The 13,381-nt window shown below is 38.2% G+C and carries 13 protein-coding genes; 2 read left to right on the top strand and 11 right to left on the bottom strand.

The window, feature by feature from the left end:
* Positions 1–758: 758 nt before the first annotated feature.
* The 6 genes from JOC77_RS04735 to JOC77_RS04710 form a co-directional block, all read right to left on the bottom strand.
* Positions 759–2,084: a M14 family zinc carboxypeptidase gene (locus tag JOC77_RS04735; protein ID WP_204539394.1), complete on the bottom strand. Its 1,326-nt coding sequence runs from the start codon at positions 2,082–2,084 to the stop codon at positions 759–761.
* A 401-nt stretch (positions 2,085–2,485) separates the two neighbouring features.
* The gene (locus JOC77_RS04730; RefSeq protein ID WP_204539390.1) at positions 2,486–3,319 is read right to left on the bottom strand and encodes an ATP-dependent DNA ligase; all 834 of its coding nucleotides are present in this window, start codon (positions 3,317–3,319) and stop codon (positions 2,486–2,488) included.
* A 229-nt stretch (positions 3,320–3,548) separates the two neighbouring features.
* Positions 3,549–4,295 carry a TerC family protein gene (locus JOC77_RS04725; protein WP_204539386.1) on the bottom strand — a complete coding sequence of 249 codons (747 nt, stop codon included), beginning with the start codon at positions 4,293–4,295 and terminating at the stop codon, positions 3,549–3,551.
* An 804-nt stretch (positions 4,296–5,099) separates the two neighbouring features.
* Positions 5,100–5,657: a cysteine hydrolase family protein gene (locus JOC77_RS04720; protein WP_204539381.1), complete on the bottom strand. Its 558-nt coding sequence runs from the start codon at positions 5,655–5,657 to the stop codon at positions 5,100–5,102.
* 70 nt (positions 5,658–5,727) lie between these two features.
* The gene (locus JOC77_RS04715) at positions 5,728–6,093 is read right to left on the bottom strand and encodes a nuclear transport factor 2 family protein (RefSeq protein WP_204539377.1); all 366 of its coding nucleotides are present in this window, start codon (positions 6,091–6,093) and stop codon (positions 5,728–5,730) included.
* A 140-nt stretch (positions 6,094–6,233) separates the two neighbouring features.
* Entirely contained in the window at positions 6,234–6,689 is a 456-nt protein-coding gene (locus JOC77_RS04710; RefSeq protein ID WP_204539373.1) for a GNAT family N-acetyltransferase, read from the bottom strand.
* A 646-nt stretch (positions 6,690–7,335) separates the two neighbouring features.
* Between JOC77_RS04710 and JOC77_RS04705 the strand changes: the two genes are divergently transcribed.
* Positions 7,336–7,770 carry an Rrf2 family transcriptional regulator gene (locus JOC77_RS04705; protein WP_204539936.1) on the top strand — a complete coding sequence of 145 codons (435 nt, stop codon included), beginning with the start codon at positions 7,336–7,338 and terminating at the stop codon, positions 7,768–7,770.
* 93 nt (positions 7,771–7,863) lie between these two features.
* On the opposite strand, the gene JOC77_RS21715 is transcribed toward JOC77_RS04705, so the two are convergent.
* From JOC77_RS21715 to JOC77_RS04695, 3 genes are read right to left on the bottom strand one after another with little or no spacing between them, the layout of a single operon-like run.
* Entirely contained in the window at positions 7,864–8,001 is a 138-nt protein-coding gene (locus JOC77_RS21715; protein ID WP_338047179.1) for a hypothetical protein, read from the bottom strand.
* Positions 8,002–8,057: 56 nt separating this feature from the next.
* Positions 8,058–8,432 (bottom strand): DUF1697 domain-containing protein, encoded by a 375-nt coding sequence (locus tag JOC77_RS04700; protein WP_338047178.1) that lies wholly within the window; start codon positions 8,430–8,432, stop codon positions 8,058–8,060.
* 38 nt (positions 8,433–8,470) lie between these two features.
* Positions 8,471–8,812, bottom strand: coding sequence for a DUF3291 domain-containing protein (locus tag JOC77_RS04695; RefSeq protein WP_204539368.1), 342 nt, complete (start codon positions 8,810–8,812; stop codon positions 8,471–8,473).
* Between the two features lie 318 nt (positions 8,813–9,130).
* Here JOC77_RS04695 and JOC77_RS04690 point away from each other — a divergent pair, with 318 nt between their 5' ends.
* The gene (locus JOC77_RS04690) at positions 9,131–10,165 is read left to right on the top strand and encodes a threonine aldolase family protein (RefSeq protein ID WP_204539365.1); all 1,035 of its coding nucleotides are present in this window, start codon (positions 9,131–9,133) and stop codon (positions 10,163–10,165) included.
* A 113-nt stretch (positions 10,166–10,278) separates the two neighbouring features.
* Here the strand turns inward: JOC77_RS04690 and JOC77_RS04685 are convergent, their stop codons facing one another.
* Both JOC77_RS04685 and brnQ read right to left on the bottom strand, forming a co-directional pair.
* The gene (locus JOC77_RS04685) at positions 10,279–11,640 is read right to left on the bottom strand and encodes an amino acid permease (protein WP_204539361.1); all 1,362 of its coding nucleotides are present in this window, start codon (positions 11,638–11,640) and stop codon (positions 10,279–10,281) included.
* Positions 11,641–11,703: 63 nt separating this feature from the next.
* Positions 11,704–13,044: a branched-chain amino acid transport system II carrier protein gene (gene brnQ / locus JOC77_RS04680; RefSeq protein WP_204539356.1), complete on the bottom strand. Its 1,341-nt coding sequence runs from the start codon at positions 13,042–13,044 to the stop codon at positions 11,704–11,706.
* Positions 13,045–13,381: the final 337 nt, after the last annotated feature.

Below are 13,381 nucleotides of genomic sequence, written 5' to 3'. Positions count from 1 at the left end.
ACCTTCCATGCTGATATGCGGTATAAGGTATCTCCCTTTATCACCGTGTAGGTTACAGCACTTGCCTGGCTGCTTGATGCTGCAGGACCCTTTAATTTTTGTCTTACTTTAAGAGATGCGCTCTTTAATTTATTAAGCTTCTTGGACGCTTCAACCGAAGATCTTATATTTAATAGCGAATCGGTATAGATAGTCCGTATTAACCGCTGTCTTGTCCTCTCCTTCTGTTCCGCATCTTCTGGCCTTTTTTTATTATTATGGGTTGACGGATTCCCTTCTTTTTTATGTTTCTAATAGTTTGGAACAATATTCCTTTATCCAATATTAAACGAAGTAAACGCTATCATACGGGTAAAATATTCTTATTTTTTGATATAAAAATAAAGTTTTTCTGCAAAAATCAGGCAGGTTAGGCTGTTTCTATAAATGAAAACGTACTTTCAAGCAGGTTTTGTTATCTTCTGTTAGCTTTATAGACATTGATGAACCGTTTATGCTTATCCTTTGAGGTTATATGCTTTAGTTTCAGAAGTTTATGATTATGTTTAACGAATGTATGCTTATGTTTCAATGTTTTATGCTTGTATGCCGCCCAGCTATACTCATCTTATACCATTTATGCGTACAGCAAGTGTGTAATGTGTGTTTTGTTCTGGTTGTGCTGATGATGAAAGAAAAGCAGGACTTATTAAAATCATAATAAAAAGTCCTTTATGAAGGAACATAAAGGACCAAAACTTTTTAGATTCTCTTATTTATTAAAAACCATTATCCTCTTCTCTTGTAGTAGGATCACTGATTGAATTCGAAGCTTCAGGAATGTCATCATAGATTTTCGTGTCAATGCTATGAATGGTTCCATCCGCTAGTCCCTTAAATACATCATAAAGTGGTGCTTTTACCGTTTCCTTTAACATGCCGCTTTGTTTTTGTCCAAGCGTCTGGCTTTGTCCTTTAATTTCTATCAGCATAATTGCTGCGTCATTTAATGCGAAAGCACCAAGTGCAGTTCCCGGCAGGTTCACGTCAGGATACTTTTGAATGGCACCAAAGTGTGAGAATCCTCTCTGCAAGGACAGATAAGAAAGAGCGTTAACCTGTTTTCCAAGTTTCAGGGCATCAGCGTCTACTTCGTATGTTTTCCCGCTGAACGGATCCGTATAGGACTGAGTGGCTACTACTGCTGCCAGCTGCACCGGCACGGAGCGGTCATCCTCATCTGATACCGTATTAAAACCGCGATGATGAACATCCACATAAACATCAGGTTTAAACTCCTTAAAGACACTAGAAACCGTTCTTGATTCAGCGGTTACGAAAAGGCCGCCATTTCTGCTGTTGTTCGCTGCTTTATTGTTCAAAAACGCAGCAACACTAGCTTTGTCTTGGTCTTCAATCCGGAAATCCAGATTCGGGTTGTAGTCGCGGTTCTGGTCATAGCCAGGAATACCGTAGACTACACGGCCGTTATTGTTTTGGGCACGCTCACTGCCATCTGCGTTATAATACCACGGGAAAGCCGTTCCTGCTGGAAGGCCAATTGCTGCCGGGTTCCAGGTTTGATGGGTATAACGCGTTGGATACCATTTGTCTTCAAAAAGATTGTCGGATCCTTCCGGATTGATTCGCGGCATAATCCAGATGGACACTTTATCCAATATTTCATCCACTTCTCTTCCCCCGGAAGAAAGCTTTTGAATAATATCTATAGCAGCCTCTGTACCAATTTGCTCATTGCCATGAATTTGAGTCGTAATAAGGACTCTTTTTTTATTAGGATCGGCACTGCCAAACTTAGCAACATAAAGAGGGCTGCCTTTATCGGTTTCTGTAGCATATCCATCAGGCGAAAGATTCGAATATCCCGCGATATCCAATTTCATTTTACCTTTTGAGGACTCTTCTAATTTCTGAAGAGTTTTAAAAAGATCTTCATTGCTCATGTAGCTGGCTAGCGAGACGTTTTGCTCGTTTTCTATGTATGGTCCGTTGGGTCTTGATTGCGGATCTGCAAATGCGGTCGTGGAAGTCGCTGCCGTTAATGCAAGTACTGCTGGAATCATCATCTTTGATAATTTTTTCATTCCATATCCTCCTTAAGGTTTTTAGGTTTTTAGTTCGGTGGAAAGGTTTCTGCTTACTTTCATTTTCAGTAATAATATCAACCTTACTGTTAATAAAAACAGAATAATCCGAAATTTCTATCTATTATATATTTTATATGAAATAAATCAGGAGTAAATTGGTCTTACGGACTATTAAATTGAATTTAGAATGGGATAAAAAACCTATTTTGCGATTTTACTGGAATTGTAAATATGTTGAGGAACTGCGAAGATTAGCAGTAAAAGAAGAAGGACTATGGTCTAAGCAGATTCAAGATGTTAGTCTATCAACCAAAAAAAACGCCGAAAATATCGGCGCTTTTAATGAAATTTTGAACACTAATAAAGATTGGAAGGAGACGAAGATTTATAATATTCTATTACAGTATGAATTCAACAAAGCTCGGCGTCCGCATCAAACCAGTCCTTGTGTAGTCCTGAAATTTAACTTTACAATGCATGACCGGATCCAGATAGAGCCAGTCTTTGTCTTCGTCCGTCACAATCTGTTCGGCAATCTTCCAGAAAGCGGACCGTTCAGCTGATGGAACAAACTCACAGGTACCTACGTATTTTCCATCTTTCATAAGTGACCAGCCGAAATTGTCTTTCCGCAGTCCGGCGATTTGCACGGTTTCAAACTTATAGTTCTTAACCTTAAGCCAATCCCGGCTTCGTGTATTGAGTTTATAAAGGCTCCCTATCCGCTTTGACACAATTCCTTCGAGTCCCATACCTTTAACGGCTTGAAACAGTGCCACCCCATCATCAAATGCTTTCGCTTTTGAAATAACGTCACAATCTGAAACAACTTGATCAAGAAGAGCTAACCTCTCCTCTAATGGTTTCTGCGTTACATCTTCCCCATTTATGTAGAGAATGTCAAAAGCAACAAATTGAGCTGGAAATTCTTCAGCCAGCCATTTTACAGATTTCCCTGCTTGGAATCGCTGCATCACAGACTCCCAGCAAGGCTTTCCCTGCCTGAGTACAACCATTTCTCCATCAAGCACTATGTCAGCCGGAAATAATATCTGTAATTCCGGGAACTGTGGAGTACATTCATTCTGATGCCGGGTAAACAATTTCACATGATCTCCTTTTGATGAAAGAATACAGCGGAACCCGTCGAGCTTTAATTGATGTATATAATCTCCACTTGGTGGAGTATTTAATTTATGAAGAAGCATTGGTTTAATTGCTTTATGAATCATAATATCACCATCTTAATCATAACAAGACAGAAAAGAGCTATATAGTGGGAATGAGTGGGAGGGAACGTTAAAGAGATAATAAAAAGGTTTTACATGCTTATTCATCTTTTTTTATGGTTTTTGTTTACGCAACTTGAGCTTAAAACAAAGCAAAACTACATGAGTAATTAAACCCATAAAAAAACTACACCACTAATTGTTATGCTGCTAACAATTGTGGTGCAGTAATTTATGAGGCTTTACTTTCTTCCGATTTTTCCTTAGATAAAAACCATCCACCAACAGCAATAAGAACCATTACTGACCAAAAAATAGAGTTCCAGATTGGCCCTTCAACGAAATCGTGCGATATGATGTGCAGTGACGGATGTGCAAGGGTATGCATCAATAATTTAACCCCTACCCAGCCGACGATGAGCATGGCAGCCGTTTCTATACTTGGACGTTTTGTCAGTATTTTAACAAAGAAGCCTGCTGCAAACCGAATCACAATTAATCCGGCTATGGCACCTAATAAAATAACAATGAATTTAGCTCCATCCATACCGCCAATTTCAGCCATCGGTGTATCTGGCAAAGCAAGGACTAGAGCTACTGCAGCTAAAATAGAATCCACAGCGAATGCGATATCTGCTAATGCAATCTGCATAACAGTCATACGATAGCTTGTGTCTTTCTTATTTTTCTCTCCATGGTCCCTTTTAAGCAAATGCCTTAAAGAGATAAAAATTAAATAAGCGGCTCCAACAGCCTGGATTTGCCAAACGTGAAAAAGATACGAAATGACAAAAATGGCACCAATCCTAAATATAAAAGCTAACAGCAATCCAATATTGATTGCCTTTTTTTGCTGTTCGGCCGGCAAATGTTTAGACATAATAGCTAACACTAAAGCATTATCAGCAGACAATAAGCCTTCTAAAATAATCAAAATCAGTAACACCCAGCCATACTCTAATAATAAAGATAACTCCATATAAGCCCCCTAAAAATAATAACTCTTCTCAACAGTATTATATTACATGATTTACTAGTGTTAGTGTAATTTTCCACCACGATCTAGTCAATCTTTTTGCTTTTTTATATTAATTTATTAAAGCCTTTTTCTAATCCACTTCAAACTCTGTCAGCAAGATAAAAAGACTGCCACAGCAGCCTCGTTTGTTAGATCCATACATTGCCCAAAGTCCTTTTGTCCTTCATCGCCGGTATGATGGCCTTTTCTCTCACTAAATTATCGGTATTTTTGCAGCCCTCAGAGATAAGGAATGAACTTAATCAGCAAACGTTGATTATTAACAAGCCTTAACTGATCGCATATTTTACATATAACACAAGTATAAGGTAAGAGTGAACTAGATTAAAGGAATGGATGAGTTCTAAACCAGATACATTTAAAATAGCCTGAGCAGGGAGCCCAGGCTATAAAACATTTGATTGATTTTTGGTCAAATTTTTACTTTTGATATAGTTCCATAGGTTATCGTGGATTCCTTGGCTTCTTCTTTGTGTAATCTCTTTAACGCTCGTTCAAGTACATTCTTCTTCGTTTTCATTCAGTAGAACCTCCTTGAGTGATTGTTATACCTATCTAAATAGGTATAAAATTCATTCTAGCATATCTCAGTTAACAAAATAATCAGACATTTGTACTAAAAATAAAGGTAGGTCATTTCTTCTAGGTTCTTTAATTAATTTCTCCAAGTACGTTCCTTTTCATTGACTTGAGGGGCGAATTGGCTGCGTGCATCTCTTTATTATGCACGTGAGCAGTCGCTCTTTATCGGTATTCACGGTGAGTAGGTGTAAACAACTCTTCATCCGAATTTCTAACCATTGAAAAGTTGTCTACATTATAATGTCCGTGCAGGATTCTATTGTGATGCAGGATTATTTGCTTTGCAGATAATTGTTCAGAGTCTGAGGTGGAATGTCCATCGCCAACTAATGTTACATCAAATTGGCTGACTGTAGCCGTTCTAACTGCTGTATCTATGCAGTATTCCGTCTGGCATCCCATAATTACAAGATGCTTGACGTTATGTTCCTTTAAATAGGCATTTAATTCTGTTCCATAAAATGAATTAGTAGCAGCCTTATTAAATATCACAGCATTGGAGGGGACATTTATATTCTTATGTATCTCGAAACCAGGTCCTTCTCCCTTTGAAACGTCTATATCTCTCACAAAAACTATAAAGGCTTTTTCTTCTTTCGCCTTTTTAATCACTGTATTAATGTTATCTATTAATCTTTCTTTTTCAATAACACCTTGTTCTCCATCTTCACCCTCTATTAATGCCTGTTGGGCATCAATGATTAATAAAACTTGTTTCAAATGATCTTCTCCTCTCCATTTACAAAAATCTGATTGAACGGACCTGATCTACTAGTTCAGGATAGAATTACTAAGTAGAAGGCAGTGTTATTGTGCCTTGATGAAAGACCATTTTCCAGCTTCCATCCGTAAGTTTCCATATTGAGCTGCGTAAGGAATGTTGTTTTTTCACTTCGTTAAATATTCGGAAGGTAGTAAGCACTATTTCTTCAGATAACGGATGTATCTCAAATTCACTTAGTGTCATCTTTACCACACCTATTCCCTCATCACCTATAGCCTGATCTTTGTAAAAAACGTTGCCAGAACTTCCGAATTCAAAAAACTGATCTGCAAGTAATTGATTAAGTTCATTTTGAGATGTACGAATCTCTGGTTTTAATAATTTCTCTTCCAATTGAAGTAAATGTTGTTTTAAAGAAAACTCACTATCCATTGCACTCACCTTTCTTGCTGTCTAAAAAAACTCACTATCAAACATTCTCTATTTCCTATTAAAATCCCTATCGTTTCTCAAAAAAAAACGCTGAATGAACAGCCCTAACTTTTAAACAAATATACCCATGGCTATAAAGCTCATAATCTTAAAGTCATAAAAACACTATTCGGGTCCTCCAGATAATCCGAAAATGGCTTGCAATAATGGAACCCGAAGCTTGCATACAGTCTTCTTGCTGGTTCAAATGAATCCATTGATCCAGTTTCCAAACTTAGCTGCCGATAGCCGCGCCGCTTGGCTTCTCCAATAATGTGCTGTAAAAGCCGCTTGGCAACCCCTTTTCTTAGATGTGATGAAGACGTTCGCATCGATTTTATTTCTCCATGAAGACTATCGAGTTCTTTAAGTGCTCCGCATCCTGCTAAGACAGAATCCTCCCATACACTCCAGAATGTAATATCTGGTTTTCGCAGCTGGTCCTGATTTAGTGCATGTATACTTTCTGGCGGTGAATTCAATGTCATACCTTGAAGATGCTCCCTAATTAATTGAACTATTTCAGTTCCAGTTAAATCATCTAATTTGATATCCATCCAAACCCACTCCTTTACAACAATATCTTAAATATAACCCCTTTTTCATTCAACAAATACAGAAGGAAATCTCACAAATGATTTATAGGAAAATAACTGATTTCCTTCAAATAATCTGCCGTTCGTGGTTTTTTTAATCTAAGAAAACTTTATGTTATTAGTTATTAAATCTGCGCATTTCCTGTTTAAATTCAATAATCATTTTGAATACAGCGTAAATAGTAACTAACAAATATGCCCCCTCGCTTGCATCATGCTCTAAATCATACTCTGGCGCAATTATTTTGAAAAACGGCTTAATTTCTTCGATTACCGGCTTAATAATTTTAATTAATGGCTCAATTAATTCTTGGGACCTCAATTAATTCAGAACAAAAACTCGATTAGTTATTCTTTTGTTTTCTGCCAAACTGAAAAAGGAGAGGTTAAAATGGAATGGCACTATCCACAGGGTTATATTGATAATGAAACCAGATTTGCAATGTACCTGTAATCATATCAATTACTTCTTAGTTTTTGGTCAATGATAAAAATAAATGCAATTATGTTATTTTGCTTGATATTAACGGTATAATAAGACATGTAGCCAGAATGATTACATGTGAAAATCAGGAAATTATTAGTTGAAACAAAGAAGGTGACTATTTTGACCATAAGCAGCCGCTTTGCTGTGGGGATTCATATATTAACTCTTATTGATTTAAATAAAGATGGGATAAGCTCTTCCGAATATTTAGCAGGCAGTGTAAACACCAATCCAGCTGTGATAAGAAAAATCATGGGGATGCTCAAAAAATCCGGATTAATAGAAGTCCATCCTGGAATTGCGGGGGCTAAGCTAGCCAAACCAATATCTGACATTACATTGCTTGATGTATATAAGGCCGTTAATGTTGTGCAGGAAAAGGAATTATTCAGTGTACACGAAAATTCAAATCCGGATTGCCCCGTGGGCAGGAATATTCATGATACGATCCTCCCGCTTTTTTCAGCTGCTCAACTAGCATTGGAGAAGTCACTAGGCAGCGTTACGATTGAGGACGTTGTAAGGGATATCATGGAAAAGGAAAAATGTAAGTAAGGCATTCTTTTTTATGAATGTCTTTTTAGTTCTTGTTAGAAGAAATGTCATTTTCTAAGTTAAATGTTACTTCTTTCGGTGCATGGTCTCCAGTTAATCCGAAACTTTTGCCATTTCGTCAGACATTGCGACAAGTCTGCTGATTGTCTTCCAGTTACGTCCGGTAGCCGGCACGCCCAATTTATCCACCTGGATCGCTAGCTTGGAATTTCGTATGCTTTGCCGGAACAAGAGAAATATGTCCCTCCCTGCAATCTGATACCGATCACCATTTGGTTCAAATCCCTTCAGCTTTTCGAGCCGATCGGCCCTGGCACATCCACAAGCATCGAAACGTACAGGCACTCCCCCTCTGAAGAGCTATTTGCTTCGGCAAGTTGTTTAACTGTAAAGGGGCAGCTCGCTAGAATCTTTTTCATTTCCTCAGACATTCTTAAAATAACCTTGATTGATAGTCCGAACACCTTCTCAACCTGTTGTTCAATCCTCTGCCGCAGAACGGCCTCCTCTTCTTCTGACTCAAACAAAACATTGCCGCTTTGAATATACGTTTGGATCCGTTCCAAGCCCAGCGCTCCTAGTGCTTCCCTTAAGTCTGTCATCTTGATCTTATTCTTTCCTCCTACATTAATACCACGCAGCAATGCAATATAAATGGTCATGTATTCATCAGCTCCTTCCCGCCAGTTGAATAATTTTCTTAATTTAATTTTCTTCCAAATTTATTGTCTAGCCTTTCTTTGCATTCATCCCAGGGAGGTTGATGATCTGCTTCCCAATTCATTGATTCTAATTCACTTGCAATCTTTCTTGAGACTTTCATCGCTTTTAAATGACTTCCATTATTCCTGTACTTTTTCATACTTTGATTGTTTTCCCAGATCGTTAATGTCCAATATGTATGCCATCCTTCTTTATTAAAACTTGAATATAAAATTCCCTCTGCTTTCTTGGCTTGATTTATGGATTTAACAGTATACCAAATAAAGGCAGGCAGATTTCTCTTTCCCTTTAAACGCAATCTCGTAACGGAGATAAACATACGTAACATCCCTTCAAGAACAATTTGTACTGTATTCTAGTTTGAATATTAAAAGTCCTGCTTTAATTGGGAAATGGGGACAGTCCCCGTAGAAATGCTGTTGCATCAAGGATAAATGCTGGGAAATGAGGGACTGTCCCCTTGATTGGCAGTGTATAAATTCTATTTGTTTGATAAACTGATTAATAACGTAGCTATACAGTTAAAAAACTAGCAGAAAAAACTCTTAGGTGGTTTTATTAATGAAATTAAATAAAGAAATCCATGCTTTTAAGTTGTTCATTAGAAGATATATGGATAGTTTGGAGAGAAGACACAATGATAAGATTTGAGAATGATTACACGGAAGGCTGTCATAGGAGGATTCTGCAACGATTATCGGAAACTAACGATGAACAAACACCCGGATACGGAACAGATGAACACTGTGAAAAAGCCCGGGATTATATAAGAAAAGCGTGTGATGCAGCGAATGCAGATGTACATTTTTTAGTAGGAGGAACACAAACAAATACGACAATTATCGCTTCCATCCTGCGCCCGCATCAAGGTGCTGTCTCTGCCATCACTGGCCACATCGCTGGGCATGAGACCGGAGCGATCGAAGCCACTGGCCATAAAGTGCTAACCCTGCCAAGCGATGATGGAAAAATTCAGGCAGAACAGGTGAAAGAATTGTATGATGCTCACTGGGATGATGTCACACATGAGCATATGGTACAGCCAGGCTTGGTTTACATATCTCACCCTACAGAAAATGGAACGACTTATAGTAAAGCCGAATTGGAAGCATTAAGTAAAGTCTGCAGAGAGGCCGGCCTGCCCTTAATGATGGATGGCGCCAGATTAGGATACGGTTTGGCTGCAAAAGACAGCGATTTATCCCTGGCTGATATTGCACGGCTATGTGACGTATTCTATATAGGTGGAACGAAAATTGGGGCCATGTTTGGTGAAGCAGTTGTCATCACAAATGATTCTCTAAAAAAGGATTTCCGGTATATGATCAAGCAAAAAGGAGGATTACTGGCTAAGGGGAGATTGCTGGGTATCCAGTTTGAAACCTTATTTGAAGATGGCTTGTACTATGAAATTTCTAATCACGCCGACGAAATGGCTATGATGATTCGAGAAGCATTTGTTGAAAGAGGATTTTCATTGCGTTATGATTCTACAACAAATCAGCAGTTTCCTATCTTGCCAAATGACGTACTGCTTGAGTTAGGTAAAAAGTATTCATTTTCCTTATGGGAGAAATTCGATTCTACTCACAGTGTTGTACGATTTTGTACTAGCTGGGCTACGAAAAAAGAAAATGTTGAAATGCTTTTAGAAGATATCAGGGCTCTATAATAGGTGGAAAGTCAGCTTTGGCAAACAACAAAAAAAAGGTAAAAAAATCATGGGGACCGCTCATCCAATGATTTTTTTACCTCTTCACACTTTCCCCTTTGCAAGAAACTTTATTAGTTTACGCTTTGGATCTTCTTATTTCTTAAATAGTAGAAAGCTACAAGCAGAATAAACCATACTGGCGTCACCAACAGGGCCACCCGCGTATCATCCGCTAATCCCAATACAACTAGTACAAAAGCTAAAAAGGTAAGAATAAGGTAATTGGAAAAAGGATATAAAGGAAGCTTAAATTTATTTACCCTGGCTAATTCCGGTCTGGTTTGGCGATATCTTAAATGGCTGATCACGATAACTCCCCAAATAAAAATAAAACAAACGGTAGAAATACTTGTTATTAGTGTAAATACTCCTTCAGGCATTACATAGTTCAAAAAAACAGCGATCAAAATGACCACAATGGAGAAATACAGAGCATTCGATGGTACCTTTCTTGCATTAAGCTTGCTAAAAGGAACAGGTGCATAATGATCCTTTGCCAGCGAAAAAACCATTCTGCTTGTACTAAAAATGGCACTGTTACAGGCGGATGCTGCTGATGTTAAGACCACAAAATTGACAATTCCGGATGCTGCTGCAATCCCTGCAGCGAGAAATACCTGTACAAACGGACTTTCGCTTGGGATGACCGCATTCCAGGGATAGATGCTTATAATAACTAGTAGTGCCCCGATATAAAAAATGAAAATCCTTACAGGAATATTGTTAATTGCTTTTGGCAACACTTTCTCCGGGTCTTCCGTTTCTCCCGCTGTCAGTCCGACAAGTTCAATTCCAACAAAAGCAAAGACCACCATCTGGAAGGATAATAGAAAGCCATGCATGCCATTTGGAAACATTCCCCCGTGCTCCCATAGGTTCGAGAAGCTTGATGGGCCTGCATCCGTAGAAAAGCCTTTTACAATCATGTATATTCCTACAGCGATTAACGCTAGGATTGCCAGTATCTTAATTAAGGCAAACCAAAATTCCATTTCCCCAAAAAGCTTTACTGTGGCAAGATTCATGATAAGCAAGATCACAATAGCGATTAGTCCAGGCATCCATTGCGGAGCCTCTGGAAACCAATATTGAGTATAAAGACCAATCGCGGTTAAATCCGCCATAGTGATCGAAATCCAGCAAAACCAGTATGTCCACCCTGTGACAAATGCAGTTAAATCTCCTAAGTAATCGCGGACAAAATCTACAAATGAATGATATTCTAAATTACTTAATAATATTTCCCCTAAAGCCCGCATGATGAAAAACAGGATAATCCCTGTAATCGTATAGGCAAAAAGAATCGAGGGGCCGGCTAAATGGATGGACTTTCCTGCTCCAAGAAACAAGCCTGTTCCAATTGCTCCCCCAATCGCAATAAGCTGCACATGCCTATTCTTTAATCCTCTCGTTAACGTTTCATCCTGATTCATTCGTCCATCACTCTCTCTTTCTCGGATGTCTCTTATTCGGATTCTTCCAGCTATTTATCTCCTTTAAGATTTTGTCCAAATCAACCTTTCTTTATTTTTAATCATACTGGCTGCAAAGCCAATCAAACCCCCAGCAATAGCAGGAATAATCCACCCCAGCCCTACATCATAGAAAGGGAGATTGTGAACGAAAAATTGATCAATCTCTAAAATGGTTGAATTAAAACCTTTTAGGCTGTCGACTAAACTTACAACAAATGTTAACAGCAGACTTCCTTGATATACTTCTGTCCTGCCTTTAAATGAGCAATGTAAGAACGTTAAGAAAATCAGCACAATGGCTATTGGATATAGAATGGATAATACGGGTACGGAAAAAGAAATTAAATGAGTTAATCCTATGTTGGCAACTACTGCACTAAAAACACATAAACCAATGGCGAGTGTCTTATAAGATAAAAATGGTAAAAGCTTATGAAAATAAGCCGAACACGAAGTAATAAGTCCTACACTAGTTGTGAGGCAGGCTACTGTGATGATGAGTCCTAAGAAAATCCCGCCGTAAGTCCCGAAATAATAATTTGAGACCTGTGCTAATACTTCTCCCCCATTATCTAAGTACCCGAGCTTTTCCACACTAGAAGCACCCAAATATGACAGAGCTGTATAAAGTCCTACAAGGATAAAAGCGGCTATTCCAGTCGCTTTCAAGCAGACCGTCATGACTTGTTTTTTGGTTTTGGCCCCTTTTCCCTTAATGGCGTTAATAATAATAATTCCAAAAACAAATGAGGCAAGGGTATCCATTGTTAGATATCCTTCTTGAAATCCATTGGTAAAGGCGTGTTCTGTATAGTTTTCGATTGGTGCTTGAAGGGTTCCAATCGGATGAATAATTGCAACAACTACTAAAATTCCGATAAATGTTAATTTAATCGGGGTTAGAAACTTTCCGACAATATCGACCACTTTTGCAGGATTAAGTGATAGAAAGCATGTAATACCAAAAAAGATGACTGTAAATACAAGTAAAGGAATAAAACCAGCCTTCTCTGATAAAAACGGTTTAACGCCGATTTCAAACGAAACACTTCCCGTTCGCGGAATCGCAAATAACGGTCCGATTGCTAAATAGAGAATCGTAGTAAAGACAACACCAAAAATGGGATGAACACGGCCTGCTAACGATTGCAAATCCTCTTTACCGGAAAATCCAAATGCTAGGACACCAAGCAGCGGCAGCCCAACTCCAGTAAGCAAAAAGCCTGCATTTGCTGACCAAATATTTGTTCCTGCTGATTGACCAAGCATGGCAGGGAAAATTAAATTCCCCGCCCCAAAAAATAGAGCGAATAACATTAAACCAATAATCACTATAAAGGAAAATGGTATTTTATTTTCCATGTTTGAACCTCCAAAAAAATACATAGTTGTTTTACAATGCTGTTTGAAAGTAGATAAATTTCAGAATTCCTTTCCTGCTTCTAACCCAAATAATAGATAAGAGTAAAGGTTTTTTTGCAATAAAGACTATATTATAACACCTTTTTCGATTGATTAACATTGATTCATGAGGGATTCCGCTTCTCCTTGAAAAAGCAGGGGTTTTGGATGGGTAATTACCGCCTAAAGTACAAATTAAAAAAAGGATCCAGACAATGGTATCCTCCATTTATTCTATTAAACTTTATCCCTATTTCAAGATGAAAATTTTTGCAAATCCTTGCGGCAAAAATAAGAA

Source organism: Peribacillus deserti, from assembly GCF_016909175.1.
GTDB classification, from domain to species: domain Bacteria; phylum Bacillota; class Bacilli; order Bacillales; family DSM-1321; genus Paraperibacillus; species Paraperibacillus deserti.
Note: the sequence above shows the minus strand (reverse complement) of the source record. Positions and strands in the feature narration are given on the sequence as shown.

Excerpts from the sequence above, each read along its gene's own strand:
- JOC77_RS04685 (WP_204539361.1), bottom strand. The coding sequence starts at position 11,640 with ATGAATCAGGATGAAACGTTAACGAGAGGATTAAAGAATAGGCATGTG.
- JOC77_RS04715 (WP_204539377.1), bottom strand. The coding sequence starts at position 6,093 with ATGGATAGTGAGTTTTCTTTAAAACAACATTTACTTCAATTGGAAGAG.
- JOC77_RS04725 (WP_204539386.1), bottom strand. The coding sequence starts at position 4,295 with ATGGAGTTATCTTTATTATTAGAGTATGGCTGGGTGTTACTGATTTTG.
- JOC77_RS04735 (WP_204539394.1), bottom strand. The coding sequence starts at position 2,084 with ATGAAAAAATTATCAAAGATGATGATTCCAGCAGTACTTGCATTAACG.
- JOC77_RS04695 (WP_204539368.1), bottom strand. The coding sequence starts at position 8,812 with ATGTTTATCTCCGTTACGAGATTGCGTTTAAAGGGAAAGAGAAATCTG.
- JOC77_RS04730 (WP_204539390.1), bottom strand. The coding sequence starts at position 3,319 with ATGATTCATAAAGCAATTAAACCAATGCTTCTTCATAAATTAAATACT.
- JOC77_RS04690 (WP_204539365.1), top strand. The coding sequence starts at position 9,131 with ATGATAAGATTTGAGAATGATTACACGGAAGGCTGTCATAGGAGGATT.
- JOC77_RS04700 (WP_338047178.1), bottom strand. The coding sequence starts at position 8,432 with ATGACCATTTATATTGCATTGCTGCGTGGTATTAATGTAGGAGGAAAG.
- JOC77_RS04710 (WP_204539373.1), bottom strand. The coding sequence starts at position 6,689 with ATGGATATCAAATTAGATGATTTAACTGGAACTGAAATAGTTCAATTA.
- brnQ (WP_204539356.1), bottom strand. The coding sequence starts at position 13,044 with ATGGAAAATAAAATACCATTTTCCTTTATAGTGATTATTGGTTTAATG.